14 protein-coding genes are annotated in these 16,096 nt (G+C 68.2%); 2 read left to right on the forward strand and 12 right to left on the reverse strand.

Features of this window, described 5'->3' with window-relative positions:
* Window positions 1-37: 37 nt before the first annotated feature.
* Window positions 38-1,660 (reverse strand): ArnT family glycosyltransferase, encoded by a 1,623-nt coding sequence (locus RV045_RS08910; protein ID WP_423235435.1) that lies wholly within the window; start codon window positions 1,658-1,660, stop codon window positions 38-40.
* Window positions 1,661-1,956: 296 nt separating this feature from the next.
* Between RV045_RS08910 and RV045_RS08915 the strand changes: the two genes are divergently transcribed.
* The gene (locus RV045_RS08915) at window positions 1,957-3,219 is read left to right on the forward strand and encodes a branched-chain amino acid ABC transporter substrate-binding protein (RefSeq protein ID WP_423235436.1); all 1,263 of its coding nucleotides are present in this window, start codon (window positions 1,957-1,959) and stop codon (window positions 3,217-3,219) included.
* Between the two features lie 84 nt (window positions 3,220-3,303).
* On the opposite strand, the gene ampD is transcribed toward RV045_RS08915, so the two are convergent.
* Window positions 3,304-5,580 (reverse strand): 1,6-anhydro-N-acetylmuramyl-L-alanine amidase AmpD, encoded by a 2,277-nt coding sequence (gene ampD, locus RV045_RS08920; RefSeq protein WP_423235437.1) that lies wholly within the window; start codon window positions 5,578-5,580, stop codon window positions 3,304-3,306.
* 80 nt (window positions 5,581-5,660) lie between these two features.
* Window positions 5,661-7,067 (reverse strand): aminotransferase-like domain-containing protein, encoded by a 1,407-nt coding sequence (locus RV045_RS08925; protein ID WP_423235438.1) that lies wholly within the window; start codon window positions 7,065-7,067, stop codon window positions 5,661-5,663.
* A gap of 158 nt (window positions 7,068-7,225) precedes the next feature.
* Here RV045_RS08925 and RV045_RS08930 point away from each other — a divergent pair, with 158 nt between their 5' ends.
* Window positions 7,226-7,900 carry a LysE family translocator gene (locus tag RV045_RS08930; RefSeq protein WP_423235439.1) on the forward strand — a complete coding sequence of 225 codons (675 nt, stop codon included), beginning with the start codon at window positions 7,226-7,228 and terminating at the stop codon, window positions 7,898-7,900.
* Between the two features lie 80 nt (window positions 7,901-7,980).
* Here the strand turns inward: RV045_RS08930 and nagA are convergent, their stop codons facing one another.
* From nagA to queF, 9 genes are all read right to left on the reverse strand, one after another.
* A complete protein-coding gene (gene nagA, locus RV045_RS08935) occupies window positions 7,981-9,120 on the reverse strand; it encodes an N-acetylglucosamine-6-phosphate deacetylase (RefSeq protein WP_423235440.1) in 1,140 nt (379 codons plus the stop codon).
* A complete protein-coding gene (locus tag RV045_RS08940; RefSeq protein ID WP_423235441.1) occupies window positions 9,121-9,297 on the reverse strand; it encodes a hypothetical protein in 177 nt (58 codons plus the stop codon).
* Complete coding sequence (locus RV045_RS08945; protein ID WP_423235442.1) at window positions 9,294-9,833, reverse strand: ATPase; 540 nt, start codon at window positions 9,831-9,833, stop codon at window positions 9,294-9,296. Before RV045_RS08945 ends, RV045_RS08940 begins: the two co-directional genes overlap by 4 nt.
* On the reverse strand, window positions 9,814-10,731 hold the full coding sequence (prmB, locus tag RV045_RS08950) for a 50S ribosomal protein L3 N(5)-glutamine methyltransferase (protein WP_423235443.1): 918 nt from the start codon (window positions 10,729-10,731) through the stop codon (window positions 9,814-9,816). Before prmB ends, RV045_RS08945 begins: the two co-directional genes overlap by 20 nt.
* Window positions 10,728-11,876, reverse strand: a complete 1,149-nt coding sequence (gene dapE, locus RV045_RS08955; protein WP_423235444.1) for a succinyl-diaminopimelate desuccinylase — start codon at window positions 11,874-11,876, stop codon at window positions 10,728-10,730. Before dapE ends, prmB begins: the two co-directional genes overlap by 4 nt.
* An 11-nt stretch (window positions 11,877-11,887) precedes the next feature.
* Window positions 11,888-13,135, reverse strand: coding sequence for a PilT/PilU family type 4a pilus ATPase (locus RV045_RS08960; protein ID WP_423235445.1), 1,248 nt, complete (start codon window positions 13,133-13,135; stop codon window positions 11,888-11,890).
* A gap of 43 nt (window positions 13,136-13,178) precedes the next feature.
* Window positions 13,179-14,003 carry a 2,3,4,5-tetrahydropyridine-2,6-dicarboxylate N-succinyltransferase gene (dapD, locus tag RV045_RS08965; RefSeq protein ID WP_423235446.1) on the reverse strand — a complete coding sequence of 275 codons (825 nt, stop codon included), beginning with the start codon at window positions 14,001-14,003 and terminating at the stop codon, window positions 13,179-13,181.
* Between the two features lie 69 nt (window positions 14,004-14,072).
* Entirely contained in the window at window positions 14,073-15,362 is a 1,290-nt protein-coding gene (gene dapC, locus RV045_RS08970; protein WP_423235447.1) for a succinyldiaminopimelate transaminase, read from the reverse strand.
* Window positions 15,363-15,368: 6 nt separating this feature from the next.
* Window positions 15,369-15,785, reverse strand: coding sequence for a preQ(1) synthase (queF, locus tag RV045_RS08975; RefSeq protein ID WP_423235495.1), 417 nt, complete (start codon window positions 15,783-15,785; stop codon window positions 15,369-15,371).
* Between the last annotated feature and the right edge of the window lie 311 nt (window positions 15,786-16,096).

Genomic DNA, 16,096 nt, shown 5'->3' on the forward strand with positions numbered 1-16,096 from the left:
AAGAGGCCGCCATCGCGGGCGGCCCTGTTTCATTCCCTCAGCAACCCGGCTGGCTCTTCCACTGGTACAGCACCCAGTCGCTGCCCCGGCGGCTCTCGCGGGCCAGAGCCTGCAGCTGGTTGGGGTATTGGCGCGCCAGATTGGCGAAGGGTGCGGACACCTCCTTCTCGTCAACCACCAGCCAGGCCAGCGGCACGGCACACAGGCGCTGGCGAAGATCCTGCGGCATCACCAGCACCTGGGCGGCCATGGCCGGATCAAAACGGCGGCCATCCAGCAGCTCTTTGGCCCAGTTGTCGGCGGTGTTGGCCTCTTCGCGCCAGTCGTGAACGATCCAGGGGCGCACGCGGGTGTGCGTCAGCAGGTTGAGATCGCGGCGGTTTTCCTCGAAAAAGACCAGCGGAATCTGCGCCTCGGCCGGGTGGGCCGCAATGCGTGCATTGATGGCCTGGGGCAGATCACGCAGCGACTTGTGGTCCACGCCGACAAAAATCCAGGGCAGCAGCACGATCAGCGCAAACGCCGTGCCGGCCACGCGCCGCTTGAGGGCCCCGTCGGGCCAGGACCGCAGGATGCAGGCGGTCAGCACGACCACGGGCAGCATCACGGGCAAGATGTAGCCGACCAGTTTGGAGTTGGGCACCGAGAAAAACAGCGTGATCGCCACCAGCCACCACAGCCACAGCGCCAGCCATTCGCGCGGGACGGCGGCCGAAGCGTCGCCAGTCGCGCGGGTGTCCGGGGCATCCGCACCCCACTGCGCCAGACGTGGCCAGACGCGGCGTGCGGCCGCCAGCAGCCACCACAGGCTCCAGGGCAGCATGAGCAGGATCAGCACGACGATGTAAAACAGCGCAGGCTGGGCGTTGTTGAAGTTCTGCCCGACGTAACGGCTGACCTGCTGGTCGATGAAAAAGTAGTGGTTGAAACCCGGGAAGCGCCACTCCAGCACCAGGAACCAGGGCAGCGTCAGCACGGCAAAACCCACCAGTGCGGGCCAGTTCAGCCAGATGGCCAGCTGCGCGCGCCAGGCCGGCCAGACGTTGCGCGAGGCCCGGTCTGGCAGCGCGCGCCACACGCGCCACAGCCCCCAGGGGCCCACCACCAGCAGCGGCAGTGCCACGCCGATCAGGCCTTTGCTCAGCAGCCCCAGCGCCGCGAAAAACCAGCCCAGACGCGCCCAGGTCAGCGGCCAGTGGCTGCCCGGCACCGGGGTGCTGGCGTGCGCCCAGCACACGATGGTCGCGGTGATCATCCCGGCGACGGTCATGTCCAGGTTGGCGTACTGCGCGGCCATCACCGGCAGCGGCGCCAGCAGCCACACCACCAGCGACTGGCGCAGCAGCGGGTGCTGGCTGCCCACGCTGTGGCGCAGGTGGACGAAGAACATCACCAGGGTCAGCGCCGCCGCCGTCAGACTGGCGAAGCGGATGGTGAACAGGTTGACGCCCCAGCTGCTCATGGCGAAGGCATCGAGCCAGTAAAACATCGGCGGCTTGTGGAAAAACGGCATGCCGTTCTGACGCGGCACCAGCCAGTCGCTGTAGACGACCATGTCGCGGGCGACCCCGGCGTAGCGCCCTTCGTCGGGCATCGAGATCGGCCGGATCACCGCCAGCAGCACCAGCCAGAGCAGGCCCAGCGCCATCTGGGCGGGCACGGGCAGTCGGTTCCAGGCGGCGCCAAGCGCGTTCGCCGTTTGTCGGATTCGGGCAAAAAACATGGGCAGGAGCGCAGGCGCGCAATGCAGGGGGATGGTCTCAGTCTAGCAGCGCGCCAGACCCGGGCTCAGGGGGGATGAACTGTTGCTATTTTGTAACGGCCTCAGGGTTTACAGGGAGAAACCCGGTCAGACCGCCGACAGACTATCGCAGATAATTCTTTCCACGTTGGCAGACGGCAGGCTGAGGTGGCCCGCCGTAGGTGCCCGGATTCATATCCCTTACGGAGATCACGATGCTGAAAATGTTGCCGGTGGCTTTTGCCGCTGCTCTCCTGCTGGCCGCCTGCTCGAAGCAGGAAGCCCCCCAGGCCGAAGCTCCCGCTGCGGCGGCTGCTCCCGCTGCAGACGCGGCCAAACCCGCTGATGCTCCGGTCGCCGATGCCAAACCCGCCGACGCAGCGCCTGCCGCTGCTGCCGGTGGCGAACTGGTGGTCCAGATCGGTCATGTCGCCCCGACCAGTGGCGCCATCGCCCACCTGGGCAAGGACAACGAAAACGGCGGCCGCCTGGCTGTCGAGGATCTGAACGCCGAAAACTTCATGATCGGCGACAAGAGAGCCAAGTTCGAGCTGGTCCCCGAAGACGATGCCGCCGATCCCAAGCAGGCCACGGCTGTCGCCCAGCTGCTGGTTGACAAGAAAGTCAACGGCGTGGTCGGTCACCTGAATTCGGGCACGACCATTCCGGCTTCGGCGATTTATGCCAAGGCGGGCATTCCCCAGATCACCCCTTCGTCGACCAACCCGCAGTACACGCGCCAGGGTTACAAGACGGCCTTCCGCGCCGTGGCGGATGACGTCAAGCTGGGGGGCACGCTGGGCAAGTACACCGTGGACACGCTCAAAGGCAAGACTGTGGTCGTGATCGATGACCGCACCGCTTACGGCCAGGGTCTGGCTGACGAGTACACCAAGGCGCTGGAAGCCGCGGGTGTCAAGCCCGCTGACCGTCAGTTCACCAACGACAAGGCCACGGATTTCACCGCCATCCTGACCGCCATCAAGGCCAAGAAGCCCGACGTGGTCTTCTTCGGCGGCATGGACGCCGTGGGTGGCCCGATGCTGCGCCAGATGAAGCAGCTGGGCATCACCGCCAAGTTTGTGGGCGGCGACGGCCTGTGCACCGGCGAGCTGTACAAGCTGTCCGGCCAGTCCTTCGGCGACAACCAGGTCTACTGCGCCGAAGCCGGCGGTGCCGATGGCGAGTACAAGACCAAAATGGACGACTTCAAGAAGCGCTTCAAAGAGAAGTTTGGCGTGGAAGTCCAGATTTACGCCCCGTACGTGTACGACAGCGTGATGATGCTGGCCAATGCCATGAAAGAAGCCGGTTCGTCTGACCCCGCCGTCTACCTGCCCAAGCTGGCTGCAACCACGGGCTACAAGGGCGTGACCGGCGAGTTCTCCTTCGACGAGAAGGGCGACAACAAGAACGCCTCCATGACGCTGTACACCTACAAGGGCGGCAAGCGCGAAGTCCTCGAAATCCTGCACTGATCCAGACGCAGGCCTTCGGGCCTGCGAACGGATCGGATTCCGTTGTTTGACAGCCGCTCCGGGTTCGCGCCCGGAGCGGTTTTTTTACGCCCCGGCCAGCGGCGCGCGGGCTGGCGCCAGGCTGGCGAAGCGGCGCACCTCCCAGCCCAGAGCCTGATGCAGGCCGTGCCAGTCAAAGCCTGGCCCGGGATCCAGCTTGCGGCCCGGCGCGATGTGCTCGTGCCCGGCCAGGCTCTCCAGCGGCCATTGCCGGTTGATGGCCAGCAGCAGGCGCACCAGCACCTCGTACTGCACGGGCTCGAACAGCTCGCCCTCCAGCCCTTCCATTTCAATGCCGATCGAATGGTCGTTGCAGTTGTCGCGCCCCTGCCAGTGCGAAGCGCCCGCGTGCCAGGCGCGGTCGTTGACCGAGACAAACTGCAGCGCCTGCCCGTCGCGTCGGATGACAAAGTGCGCCGACACCTGCAGGTTGCGCAGCGGGCCGAAATAGGGGTGGGCGTCCGGGTTCAGCTGGTTGGTGAAGAGCTGGGCGATGTAAGGCCCGCCGTACTCGCCCGGCGGCAGGCTGATCGAGTGGATGACGGCCAGATCAATCTGCCCCCCGGCTGGGCGCGGCCCAAAGTTGGGCGAGGGGATGGCGCGGGCGGGCGTCCACCAGCCGTTGCGCCACTCCTGTGGCGGCCTGTCCTGCGCCAGCACGCTGTCGGCATCCAGCCCCAGCCGTGACATGCGGTAACGCATCTGGCGCAGCGACAGCCCCAGGTGCTGCCCGGCCGCTGTGCGGTTCATGCCGTAAACCTGCAGCGCGCGGCGCAGCACCTGGCGCTCGATGTCGTCCAGATAGGCCTGAAGATCGGTGGGCAGATCGACCGGCAGCGCATCATCGGGCGACCGGGCCACTGGCGCTGGGGCCGACACCGGCGCAGAAGCCGCAGGGGGCGGTGGCTGGGGTGACAGGGGGGGAGACGCGGGTTCGCTGTCGGGCAGATCCAGGCCCAGATCGAATTCGGTGATGACCGCGCCGCTGCGCAGCGCCAGCGCGCGCTGCAGGCAGTTTTCCAGCTCGCGGACATTGCCCTCGAAGCTGTGGGCCTGCAGCGCAGCGATGGCGCCAGGGCTGAGCGTGGGCATGTCCTCGCCGTTGCTGCCCGTCTCGCCCGCAATCCGCGTCAGCAGAGCACGGGCCAGCAGCGGGATGTCGTCGCGGCGCTCGCGCAGGGGCGGCACGATGATGTCGATGACGTTCAGGCGGTAGTAGAGATCCTGGCGGAAGCGGCCTTCGATGACTTCCTGCCCCAGCGTACGGTGCGTGGCGCTGACGATGCGCACGTCCACCCAGGTTTCCTGCGTGTCACCCAGCGGCCGCACTTTGCGCTCCTGGATGGCGCGCAGCAGCTTGGACTGCATGGACAGCGGCAGCTCGCCGATTTCGTCCAGAAAGAGCGTACCGTCGCGCGCCGCCTGGAAGAATCCGCCCCGGTCCTGCTGCGCGCCGGTGAACGCGCCTTTGCGGTAGCCGAAGAATTCGGCTTCGAGCAGGTTTTCGGGGATGGCGCCGCAGTTGACGGCGATGAAGGGTCCGGCGCGCCGGTCGCTGAGCTGGTGGATGCCGCGCGCGACCAGCTCCTTGCCGGTGCCCGATTCGCCGTGGATCAGCACTGGCGCCATGCTGCGCGCCACTTTGGCCATGCGCGCGCGCACCTGGCGCATGCTGGTGGAATCGCCGACCATGTGGCGCAGTTCGGGCGGATCGTCGCGCGGGCCCAGCCAGTCGTCCTGCAGCGGCAGGCCCTGGCTGTCCAGCGCGTCACCGCCCGGCTGGACGGGGGCGGTGGCCGGACGCGCAGCGGCGGTCGACGGGGCCGGGGCGGCCGGGCGGGGCTGGCTCCGCAGCGCGGGCGCCGCCGCTGTTACCGACGGCGAAGTGGCTGGGGTGGTGGCCGCCCCCGCCGTGCTGGACGGCGCACTGGCGGGCGGCACGCCGGTGAGCGCGCCGCGCACGATGCGGCGCAGGTCCTTGAGGTCCACCGGCTTGGTCAGGTAATCGTAAGCCCCGGCGCGCAGCACTTCGACGGCGTTTTGGGGTGAGCCGTAGGCGGTGATCACCATGGTTTTTTCCTGGCGGCCGTCGCGCTGCAGGCGCTGCAGGAGATCCAGCCCCAGGCCGTCGGGCAGCCGCATGTCGGTGATCAGCAGATCGTAGCGCGCCGCCTGCAGCCGCGACCAGGCCGCCGTCACACTGCCCGCCGTATCGACGGCGTAGCCTTCGCGGCGCAGCGTCATTTCGTAGAGCGCGCACAGGTCGGGCTCGTCGTCCACGATGAGCAGGCGGGCGGCAGCGGAAGGGTCAGGAAGCGTCATCCAGTGATTGTGCCCAAAATCGGCTGGGACGATATCCGGAAAAAGTGTTGGAAAAGCGCATAGCCGGGATCACACGCGGTTCACATCCGGGCCAGGGCGCTGCCGATCAGCTCCCAGTGCGGCGGCGGGGTCAGGACGGACAGGCGCAGCCAGGTGCTGTCCTGGCGCTGCGGCGAAAACAGGCTGCCCGGCGCGGCGACCACGCCCGCGCTGGCCAGGGTCTGGCTCAGGGTCAGGCTGCTGCGGCCGGTGTCCAGCCACAGGAAGGGGCCGTGGCTGGCTTCGGGGTGAGCCGGATGCAGGCCCAGCCGGGCGGCCTGCGCCTGCGCGACCCGCCGCGCCTGCTGCAGCCGCGTCTGCAGCCGCTGCAGGTGACGGCGGAACTGCCCTTCGGCCAGCACCTGGTGGACGACGGCCTCGCTGTGCGCGCAGCTGGTCAGCCCGGTCAGCAGCTTGAGCCCGGTCAGCGCCGCGATCTGTTCGGGCGCCGCCGCCAGGTAGCCCACGCGCAGCGTTGGCGAGATCAGCTTGGCGTAGCCGCCGGCCAGCAGCACGCGGCGGCAGCGGTCCAGCGCGGCCAGGCGCACGGGCGGGCGCGGCAGCAGATCGCTCCAGGTGTCGTCCTCGAAAATCAGCAGATCATGCCGCTGGGCGATGTCCAGCACATCGACCGCGTGGCCCAGCGACAGGCTGTAGCCGGTCGGGTTGTGCAGGCCGCTGTTGACAATGAAGAGGCGGGGACGGTGCTCGCGCGCCATGTCTTCCAGCTGCGCCAGATCAGGCCCCTGCGGACCGCGCCGGATGCCGATGACGCGCGCCCCGGCCGCCTGCAGCCGCCCGAAAACCACAAACCAGGCGGGATCTTCCACCAGCACCGTGTCGCCCGGCTGCACGTGGTGGCGCAGCACGAGGTCGAGCGCATGCGTGACGCCGTGCGTCAGCAGCAGGTTGCGGTCGGGGTGGACGGGGATATCAGCGGCAGCGAGCTGGCGCGCCAGCTGAGCGCGCAATTCAGGCAGGCCCAGCGGGTGGCCGTAGGCGGGCGCGTCCTCGTCGTGGCTGTGGCGCAGCACGGAGCGCTGGGCGCTGCGCAGCAGGCGCGAATCGAGCAGCGCAGGCGGCAGGGGCAGCTCGCGCTGCAGCACCTGCTGCAGCAGCCACTGCACGTCCTGGCGGCCGGTGTCGAGCTGGCGCGGTACTGGCTCGCTGCGCGTTTCGGGCTCAGGCTGCGGCGGGCGGCGCACGAAAAAGCCCATGCCCTGGCGCGCCTCGACCACGCCGCGCGCCATCAGGCGGTCGTAGGCTTCGACCACGCTGAAGCGGCTGGCGCCTGTCTGGCTGGCCAGGCGGCGGATGGACGGCAGGCGGCTGCCTGCGGGCAGCTGGTGCTCGTCCATGTGGCGCAGCAGGGTGCGCGCGACCTGCTCGGGCAGTGGCGTGTCGCCGCCCCGGCTGACGGCCCAGCCGGGCAGGGGGCTGTCGCTCATGGGGGATTTCTCGGGCGGGTTCATGGGCTCTGTGCTGTACTGGTTGCGGCGCCGGGCCAGTGGTGAATATTCTGGCTGCGACTGTACAGGAACCCTGCCGGTTTCTGACCTACATTGGCTGACATACCGTGACGCTCACGGGGTTCAAGGAATCCGCCATGACCGCTTCTGCCCTGTGGGCGCTGGCCCTGTTCAGCTTTGTGATGTCCGTCACGCCCGGCCCCAACAACATGATGCTGCTGGCGTCTGGCCTGAACTTCGGCTTCGCCCGCACCGTGCCGCACATGCTGGGCATTGCGGCAGGCGCCGGGGTGATGCTGGTGGTGCTGGCGCTGGGCCTGGGCGCACTTCTGGTGCGCTGGCCGCTGCTGGACGCCCTGCTGCAGACGGTCAGCGCGCTGTGGCTGATCCATCTGGCCTGGCGACTGGGCACGGCCACCACGCCCCTCGCCGCGCTGGCGCAGCCGGATGGGCCACCCTTGGAATCTCCTGCGGCCCAAAGCGCAAAAACGGCAAAAACCGCCCGCCCCATGACGGCGCTGGGCGCGGCTGCCTTCCAGTGGGCCAACCCCAAGGCCTGGATGATGGTGACCACGCTGGTCGCCAGCTACCTGCCCGCGGCGCCAGGCGGCGCGCTGCTGGCGATGGTGGTGCTGGTTTTCATGGCCATCAACCTGTGCAGCGTGTCGGTCTGGGCCTGGGCGGGCCGGGCGCTGCGCCGCTGGCTGGCGCACCCGGTGCGGCTGCGCTGGTTCAACCGCGTGATGGCGCTGACGCTGCTGGCCTCACTGTGGCCGGTGGTGTCGGGTGCGCTGCAGCATGTTCGGGCCTGACCCGGACACGATCATGAGCGATTCTTCTTCCCACTTTGCCCTAGCGGCACGCACCGCGCGCAGGGGCCGACGCCCCGCTGTCAGGCCATAGCGGCTGCAGGCGCAGCGGCAGGCGCAGGCGCGATGCCTTCGCCCTCGACAAACACCTCCTGCAGCGCCAGCGCCTCGTCCAGAACGACCAGGTCAGCGAACTGTCCGACTGCAATCTGCCCACGGTCGGGCAGCTGCAGGAACTGCGCCGGGTGGCGCGACAGTGCGTGGCTGGCCTCGGCCAGGCTCAGGCCCACGCCGTGGACCAGGTTGCGCAGCGCCTGATCCATGGTCAGGCAGCTGCCCGCCAGCGTGCCGTCGGCCAGGCGCACGCCGCCCAGGCATTTGTGCACCGTGTGGCTGCCCAGGCGGTAATCGCCGTCGGGCATGCCGGTGGCCGACGTGGCGTCGGTCACGGCGAACAGGCCCGGGATGCAGCGCCAGGCCGCGCGGATGGCGCCGGGGTGGACGTGCAGCAGATCCGGGATGATTTCGCTGTGCGTGGCGTGCGCCAGTGCTGCGCCGACCAGGCCAGGCTCGCGGTGGTGCAGGGCGCTCATGGCGTTGAAGAGGTGGGTGAAGCTGCTGGCGCCCGCGTTCAGCGCGGCCACGGCGGCCTCGTAACTGCCCGTGCTGTGGCCCAGCTGCGCACGCGCGCCCCGGCTGACCAGGTGGGTGAGCATTTCCAGGTGGCCGGGCATTTCCGGCGCGATGGTGCAGACGCGGATGGGCGCGATGGCGTTCCAGGCGTCGAACTCGGCGGCGCGGCCCGGCACGGCGTTGGGCGGCTGCGCCCCCAGTTTGTGCGGCGAAATGTAAGGCCCTTCCAGATGCACACCCAGAATGCGCGCGCCCCCTTGCGGACGCTGCGCCACATGCGGCGCCAGCGCCCGCAGTGCGGCCTCGATGTCTTCGGCGGGCGCTGTCATGGTCGTCGCCAGGAAGGATGTTGTTCCGTGGCGCGCGTGCGTGCGTGACACCGCCGGGGCCGCATCGCCGCCCTGCATGATGTCGCGCCCGCCGCCACCGTGGCAGTGCAGGTCGATGAAGCCCGGCAGCATCACCGGCAGACGTTGCCCGGCCTCGGCGGCACGCGGCACGATGGCGCGGATGCGGGTATCGAAAGTGATGTCGGCATCGAGCCAGCCGCAGGGGGTGAGGAGGCGGGCGTGGCGGGTGGTGGACTGCATTCAGAACTCCTTGCGCAATTGGTCGGCGGTAATACGCACCGGTTTTCCGCCTTGCACGACGACGATGGCGGTATTGGTCTGTATCGCCACCTGCCTGGCCGTGGCGGCAGCGCGCTGCATGGCGGCCAGCGATGCACGCAGATCCGGGTTTCGGGCTTTGAACAGGTCCTGTCTCATGTGTTTTCTCCCCAGTCGATCAGGATCGGTGTGCGGCCTGCGTTGTCATAGACGGCCCAATCGCTGACCGCGTCACGGTAAAACTGTTGGAAATTTTGCCAGCCTGCGGCAAAACGGCGACGTACGGTCTGCTCCGGAATGTGATGGCCCCCTTGGCGCACGCGCTCGGCGACTCTGGCCAAGGCCGTTTCGGCATCGGGGAGCGACAGAAAAAACAGGCTGACATGGTATCCGTCGCTGCGCCAGCGCTGGATATGGCGCAGATACGATAGTCCGGCCAGTGTCGTTTCAAACGCAAAGCTGGCTCTCTGCAGGGCGGCCGTATTGATTTCTTCCAGCATCAAGCGTCCTGCCTTGATGGCGGCTGCTTCCGGCGCAAAAGGCGAAAGCCCAGCGGCAATCAGGTCAGCATTAATGAAACGTTGCAGCTGGGCTTCAGCCGGAAGGAAAGATCTGGCGAAGACAGTTTTTCCTGCCCCGTTGGGCCCGGCAAAGATGATGATTCTTGGATGCAAATCAGGCGGACGCATTGTCATGCCCCCCCGCCAGATCCCCCCGCGTCAGCAGCAGCACCTGCTCCTCGCCCGCGCTGGTGGGCAGGCCGATGGCGGGCAGGCCGGGGAAGGCGCGCACAAAGTGCCCGATCTCGTGGCCGATCTCCAGCACCAGCACGGCCTGCGGCGACATCAGCGCGGGCAGGGCAGGCAGGGCGCGGCGCAGGATGTCCATGCCATCGCGCTGCGCGGGCGGGGCGTGGTCGTGCGGATTGCCGTCCAGCGCCAGGCGCGGCTCAGCGCGGAATTCGGGCGGCAGGCGATCCATGCTGTCCTGGCAGACGTAGGGCGGATTGCACAGCACCAGATCGAAAGGACCGTCGGCACGCACCGGATCGAGCAGATCACCCTGACGCAGCGTGACGCGGCCCTGCAGATCGTGGCGCTGCACATTGCGCGCGCCCAGCGCCAGCGCGTCGGCGCTCAGGTCGCAGCCGACCACGCTCACGTCCGGCCAGGCCATGGCGGCCAGCACGGCCAGGCTGGCGTTGCCGGTGCACAAATCCAGCACGCGGCGCGTGTTGTCGCCCAGCCAGGCGTCGAAACCGCCGTCGGCGATCAGTTCGGCGATCAGGCTGCGCGGCACAATGCTGCGCGCGTCGCTGTAAAACGGCACGCCCTGCAGCCAGGCTTCGCCCGTCAGATAAGCCAGCGGCTGGCGCGTGGTGATGCGCCGCTGCAGCAGATCGTGCACGGCGGCCTGCTGCGCGGCGTCCAGCGGCTGACTGGCGATGTCGTCAAATGCATCGAGCGGCTGGCCCAGCGCGGCCAGCACCAGCCAGACGGCCTCGTCGCGCAGGCTCAGCGTGCCCTGGCCCAGATGGACGTCCGCCGCACCCAGCGCGGCTTCGGCGTGGAGCGCCAGTTCCTGCGCCGTCATGCCAGCAGGCTGACCAGGGTGCGCTGGTAAATGGCTTTGAGCGGCGCCAGATCGGCGACGGCCACCTGCTCGTCGATCTTGTGGATGGTGGCGTTGATGGGGCCGAACTCGACGACCTGCGGGCAGATTCGCGCAATGAAGCGGCCATCCGACGTGCCGCCGCTGGTGGACAGCTCGGGCGTGACGCCGGTTTCGGCCTGGATGGCGGCGGACAGCGCATCGACCAGCGGCCCGGGCGGCGTGAGAAAAGGCAGGCCGCTGAGGTTCCACGCCAGGTCGTACTGGATGGGATGCTGGTCCAGCAGCGCCAGCGTGCGGGTTTTGAGGCTTTCGGGCGTCGATTCGGTCGAGAAGCGGAAGTTGAAATCAATCACCAGCTCGCCCGGGATGACGTTGGTCGCGCCCGTGCCGCCGTGGATGTTGCTGATCTGGAAGGTGGTCGGCGGGAAGTGCGCGTTGCCGCCGTCCCAGACGGTGCGGGTGAGTTCGGCCAGCGCGGGCGCCACGTCGTGGATGGGGTTGCGCGCCAGGTGCGGGTAGGCGACGTGGCCCTGCACGCCGTGCACGACCAGGCGGCCCGACAGCGAACCGCGCCGCCCGTTCTTGATGATGTCGCCCAGGCGTGCCGTGCTGCTGGGTTCGCCGACGATGCAGCAGTCCAGGCGCTGGCCCTGCTCCTGCAGCCAGCGCACCACCTGAACGGTGCCGTCGACCGAGGGGCCTTCCTCGTCGCTGGTGATCAGAAAGCCGATGCTGCCCCGGTGATCGGGGTGTTCGCGCACGAAATCGCGCGCGGCCAGCGTCATGGCGGCGATGCTGGTTTTCATGTCGGCTGCGCCGCGCGCGTAAAGCACGCCGTCGCGCACCTGCGGCTCGAAGGGCGGCGAAGCCCAGCGCGCCGCATCGCCCGTGGGCACCACGTCGGTGTGCCCGGCAAAGACCACGACCGGGCCGTCACGCGGGCCCTGGCGCAGCGCCCACAGGTTGCTGACGCGCGCGCCTTCGGGGCCGAAGGGCAGGTCGGTGCAGGTGAAACCGGCGGGTTCCAGCTCCTGGCGCAGGCGGTCCTGGCAGCCGTCGTCGTGCGGGGTGACGGAAGGGCGGCGCAGCAGGTCCAGGGTCAGGCTGAGAACATCGTCGGTCATGGCGGAGGGGTTTACTGAAAGGTGAACAGGGGCTGTTCGTCGCGGCGCGCAGGCACATCGATGAACAGCTCCTGGTAGTCGGTGACATGCTGGCCGGGCCGCACGGCAGGCTCAGCTCGGGCGTTGGCTTGGGCGGCTTTTTTGCTGCTCTGGTCGTTGTCCAGGCGCCAGATCAGGTTGGCCGAGGAATCGGCGTGGGCCAGCGCTTCTTCGCGGGTGATGATTTTGCCCAGGATGAGCTTGACCAGCTCGTCGTCAAAGGTCTGCGAGCCGTCGCTCAGCGTGGTCTGCATGGCGTCGCGCACGCCGTCGATGTCGCCCGCGTGGATCAGTTCGGACAGGCGCTGGCTGTTGATCAGGATCTCGACCGCCGGGACGCGCCCGCCGATGGTGCTGCGCAGCAGGCGCTGCGTGACCACCGCGCGCAGGGCGGTGGACAGGTCGTGCAGCATGGGCTCGCGCACTTCGGCCGGGAAGAAAGAGACCACGCGCGACAGCGCCTGATAACTGTTGTTGGCGTGCAGCGTGGCGATGACCAGGTGGCCCGACAGCGAATAGGCGATGGCATTGGCCATGGTTTCGCGGTCGCGGATCTCGCCGATCATGATGCAGTCCGGCGCCTGGCGCAGGGCGTTGCGCAGCGCGGTGTGCAGCGATTTGGTGTCGCGCCCGACCTCGCGCTGGTTGACGATGGAGCGGTTGTTGGTGAACAGGTACTCGATCGGGTCTTCGATGGTCAGGATGTGGCCGGTGACCTTGCGGTTGCGCTCTTCCAGCATCGCCGCCATCGTCGTGCTCTTGCCCTGGCCGGTGGCGCCGCAGATCAGGATCAGGCCGCGTTTTTCCAGGATCAGCTGGCCCAGCACAGGCGGCAGGCCCATGGCCTCCAGCGAGGGGATTTCAGCGGTGACACAGCGCAGCACGGCCGCGATGGTGCCGCGCTGGCGGAAAGCGCTCAGGCGGAAACTGCCCACGCCCGACAGGCCGATGCCGACGTTGAGCTCGCCCTGCTCTTCGAGTTCGGCGATCTGGTCGGGCCGCAGCAGCTCGCTGATCAGAAGAAAGGTCTGGTCGGGGCGCAGCGCCTCCTCGCTCAGCTGCATCATCTGGCCGCTGATGCGCACCAGGATGGGCGTCTTGGCCGACAGATAGACATCCGACGCCCCGCGCTCGGCCATGAGCCGCAGGATGCGGTCCATGGTTTTGGCCTGCGGATTGCCGATCTGGTCCAGCGAGAAAGGGATCTGCGAAGAAGTCATGGCGGTGCGCCCTGGTTGGGCCTGCCGTCGCAGCAGCGGGACTTCAGCTGCGCAGCAGGTCGTTGATGCTGGTTTTGGCGCGGGTCTGGGCATCGACTTTCTTGACGATGACCGCACAGTAGAGGCTGTATTTGCCGTCGCTGCTGGGCAGGTTGCCGCTGACCACCACCGATCCGGCCGGGATGCGGCCGTAAGTGACCTCGCCGGTGGCGCGGTCGTAGATCTTGGTGCTCTGGCCGATGTACACGCCCATGCTGATGACGGAGTTTTCCTCGACGATGACGCCTTCGACCACCTCGGAGCGTGCGCCGATGAAGCAGTTGTCCTCGATGATGGTCGGGTTGGCCTGCAGGGGTTCCAGCACCCCGCCGATGCCCACGCCGCCCGACAGGTGGACGTTTTTGCCGATCTGCGCGCACGAGCCCACGGTGGCCCACGTGTCGACCATCGTACCTTCATCCACGTAGGCGCCGATGTTCACATAAGAGGGCATGAGCACCACGTTTTTGGCCTGATAGCTGCCGTGGCGGGCCACTGCGGGCGGCACCACGCGCACGCCGGTGGCGCGCAGTTCGGCGTCCGACAGGCCGCTGTACTTGCTGGGCACCTTGTCGAAGAACTGCAGCTCGCCCGCGTTCATGACGCGGTTGTCGTTCAGGCGGAAGGACAGCAGCACCGCCTTTTTGATCCACTGGTTGACGTGCCAGTCGCCCACGCCCCGGCGTTCGGCCACGCGCAGGCTGCCGCTGTTGAGCGCGTCCAGCACGCTCTGGACGGCGTCGCGCACGTCGGACGGGCAGTTGGCGGGAGAGAATTCGGTGCGCAGTTCCCAGGCGTTTTCGATCAGGCTTTGCAGTTGGGATGTCATGGTGGGGCTCGTGTTGGGCGGTGGGTCAGAAAGGGAAGAAATCGGGGAAAGAAGGGGGCAGGGGCGGCTTCAGCCCAGGGCGTGCACAAAAGCCGCCAGGCGCTGCGCGGCCTGCACGGTCTCGTCCAGCGGACTGACCAGCGCCAGGCGCAGGCGGTTGCGGCCCGGGTTGACGCCCGCGCTGGTTCGCGCCAGCAGGCTGCCGGGCAGCACGGTGACGCCGGTCTCGGCCAGCAGCGCCAGCGCAAAGACGATGTCGGGCGAAAGCGCTGTCCCGTGCTCGTCCAGCGGCTGGCCGTAGCGGCGTTGCAGCGCGTCCAGCACGGACGGGGTCAGGCCCGCCCAGAGATAAAAACCGGCGGGCGGGCGCTGGACGTCCAGCACCGACTGGACCAGCGGCGTCACGGCACGGAATTTGGCGTCGTACTGCTGGCGGTTGTCCTCGACGTGGGCCTCGTCGGCCCAGGCGGCGGCGCTGGCGTGCTGCACCGGCAGGCTCATGGCGCTGCCGTGGTAGGTGCGATACAGCAGGTATTGCGCCAGCACCTTCGCGTCGCCCGCCACGAAGCCCGAGCGCAGCCCCGGCGCGTTGGAGCGCTTGGACAGGCTCGTGAACACCACCAGGCGCTCAAAGCCCCGGCCCAGCTCTTGCGCGGCCTGCAGCGCGCCCAGCGGCGGGGGGCTGCCGGGCGGGTAGATTTCGCTGTAGCACTCGTCGCTGGCGATGACAAAGCCGTGGCGGTCGGCGCGTTCGAACAGCTCGCGCCAGCCATCCAGCCCGGTCACCGCGCCGGTCGGGTTGCCCGGGCTGCAGGTGTAGAGCAGCTGCACGCTGGGCCAGACGCCGTCCGGGATGCTGGACCAGTCGGGCTCAAAACCCGGCGCCAGGCAGTTGGCATAGACGGGCTGGGCGCCCGCCAGCAGCGCGGCGCCTTCGTAGATCTGATAGAAAGGGTTGGGCGCAATGACCGTCGCCGGGGCCGTCGAAGGGGCGCGCACCGGATCAACGAGGGCCTGCGCCAGCGAGAACAGCGCCTCGCGCGTGCCCAGCACGGGCAGCACTTCGCGCTCCGCATCCAGCGCCACGCCGTAGCGGCGCTGCACCCAGTCCGCGCAGGCCTGACGCAAAAAGGGCTCGCCCTTGGTCGCGGGGTAGCTGGACAGCCCGGCGCGGTGCGCATCCAGGGTCTGCGGGATCAGCGCGGGCGTGGCGTGTCGTGGTTCGCCCATGCCCAGCGAAATGGGGGAGGGCGCGGACACGGCAGGCGCGCTCTGGCTGGACTGCCAGTGCGCCACCAGCTGGCGCCAGCGCTCGAAGGGGTAGGGCTGGAGCGCATCCAGCCGGGGGTTGAGCGCCATCGCGGCTTACAGGCCCGAGCCGGCCAGCAGGCCTTTTTCGCTGCCGAGGCTGGCCGTGGCGTCCAGCACATCCATCTTGCCTGGCTTCCAGCCCTTTTTGCGGTGCTGCGCGACCACATTGGTGTAGATGCCGCCGCGCACATACCAGCGCGCGGTGATGCGCACGAAGCGCGGATCGGTGGTCTCGACGATCTTGCCCAGAATGTCGTTGGTGACTTTCTCGTGGAAAGCGCCCTCGTTGCGGAAGCTCCACATATACATCTTCAGGCTCTTGAGCTCGACGCAGTGCTGGTCGGCGATCATGTCGATGATGAAGTGCGCGAAATCGGGCTGGCCGGTCAGCGGGCAGTGGCAGGTGAACTCGGGGATCTGGAACTGGATCAGGTAATCGCGCTCCGGGTTCGGGTTGGGAAAGGCGAGCAGATCCTTGCTGGGTTCGCTGGGCGGGTTGACCGGTTTGGCGCGCTGCGCGGGGGCCGCCTTGGCTTTGGCGGCGGCCGTGGCGGCCGGAGCGCGGCGTGTGCGGGTCGCGGATGCGGCAGGCGCTGGGGCCGCCGAAGCGGCCGGGGCCGATGCTGTCGCGGCCTGATTCACCGAAGCGGTCAGCTCGGCGATGGCTTTTTCCGGATTGATGTTCTGGCTGATTTTTTTGCTGCGCGCAGTGGCCATGATGTGGTCGGTCCCGCTTCGGTTCCGCTGTGGTCAGATGGACCCCGATGGTATCATCCCGGCCC

Source organism: Amphibiibacter pelophylacis (assembly GCF_037688875.1).
GTDB lineage: Bacteria > Pseudomonadota > Gammaproteobacteria > Burkholderiales > Burkholderiaceae_C > Amphibiibacter > Amphibiibacter pelophylacis.

What these genes read in the sequence shown, in the direction of transcription:
- RV045_RS08915 (WP_423235436.1), top strand. Translation starts at nt 1,957, where the DNA reads ATGCTGAAAATGTTGCCGGTGGCTTTTGCCGCTGCTCTCCTGCTGGCC.
- ampD (WP_423235437.1), bottom strand. Translation starts at nt 5,580, where the DNA reads ATGACGCTTCCTGACCCTTCCGCTGCCGCCCGCCTGCTCATCGTGGAC.
- RV045_RS08925 (WP_423235438.1), bottom strand. Translation starts at nt 7,067, where the DNA reads ATGAGCGACAGCCCCCTGCCCGGCTGGGCCGTCAGCCGGGGCGGCGAC.
- RV045_RS08930 (WP_423235439.1), top strand. Translation starts at nt 7,226, where the DNA reads ATGACCGCTTCTGCCCTGTGGGCGCTGGCCCTGTTCAGCTTTGTGATG.
- nagA (WP_423235440.1), bottom strand. Translation starts at nt 9,120, where the DNA reads ATGCAGTCCACCACCCGCCACGCCCGCCTCCTCACCCCCTGCGGCTGG.
- RV045_RS08940 (WP_423235441.1), bottom strand. Translation starts at nt 9,297, where the DNA reads ATGAGACAGGACCTGTTCAAAGCCCGAAACCCGGATCTGCGTGCATCG.
- RV045_RS08945 (WP_423235442.1), bottom strand. Translation starts at nt 9,833, where the DNA reads ATGACAATGCGTCCGCCTGATTTGCATCCAAGAATCATCATCTTTGCC.
- prmB (WP_423235443.1), bottom strand. Translation starts at nt 10,731, where the DNA reads ATGACGGCGCAGGAACTGGCGCTCCACGCCGAAGCCGCGCTGGGTGCG.
- dapE (WP_423235444.1), bottom strand. Translation starts at nt 11,876, where the DNA reads ATGACCGACGATGTTCTCAGCCTGACCCTGGACCTGCTGCGCCGCCCT.
- RV045_RS08960 (WP_423235445.1), bottom strand. Translation starts at nt 13,135, where the DNA reads ATGACTTCTTCGCAGATCCCTTTCTCGCTGGACCAGATCGGCAATCCG.
- dapD (WP_423235446.1), bottom strand. Translation starts at nt 14,003, where the DNA reads ATGACATCCCAACTGCAAAGCCTGATCGAAAACGCCTGGGAACTGCGC.
- dapC (WP_423235447.1), bottom strand. Translation starts at nt 15,362, where the DNA reads ATGGCGCTCAACCCCCGGCTGGATGCGCTCCAGCCCTACCCCTTCGAG.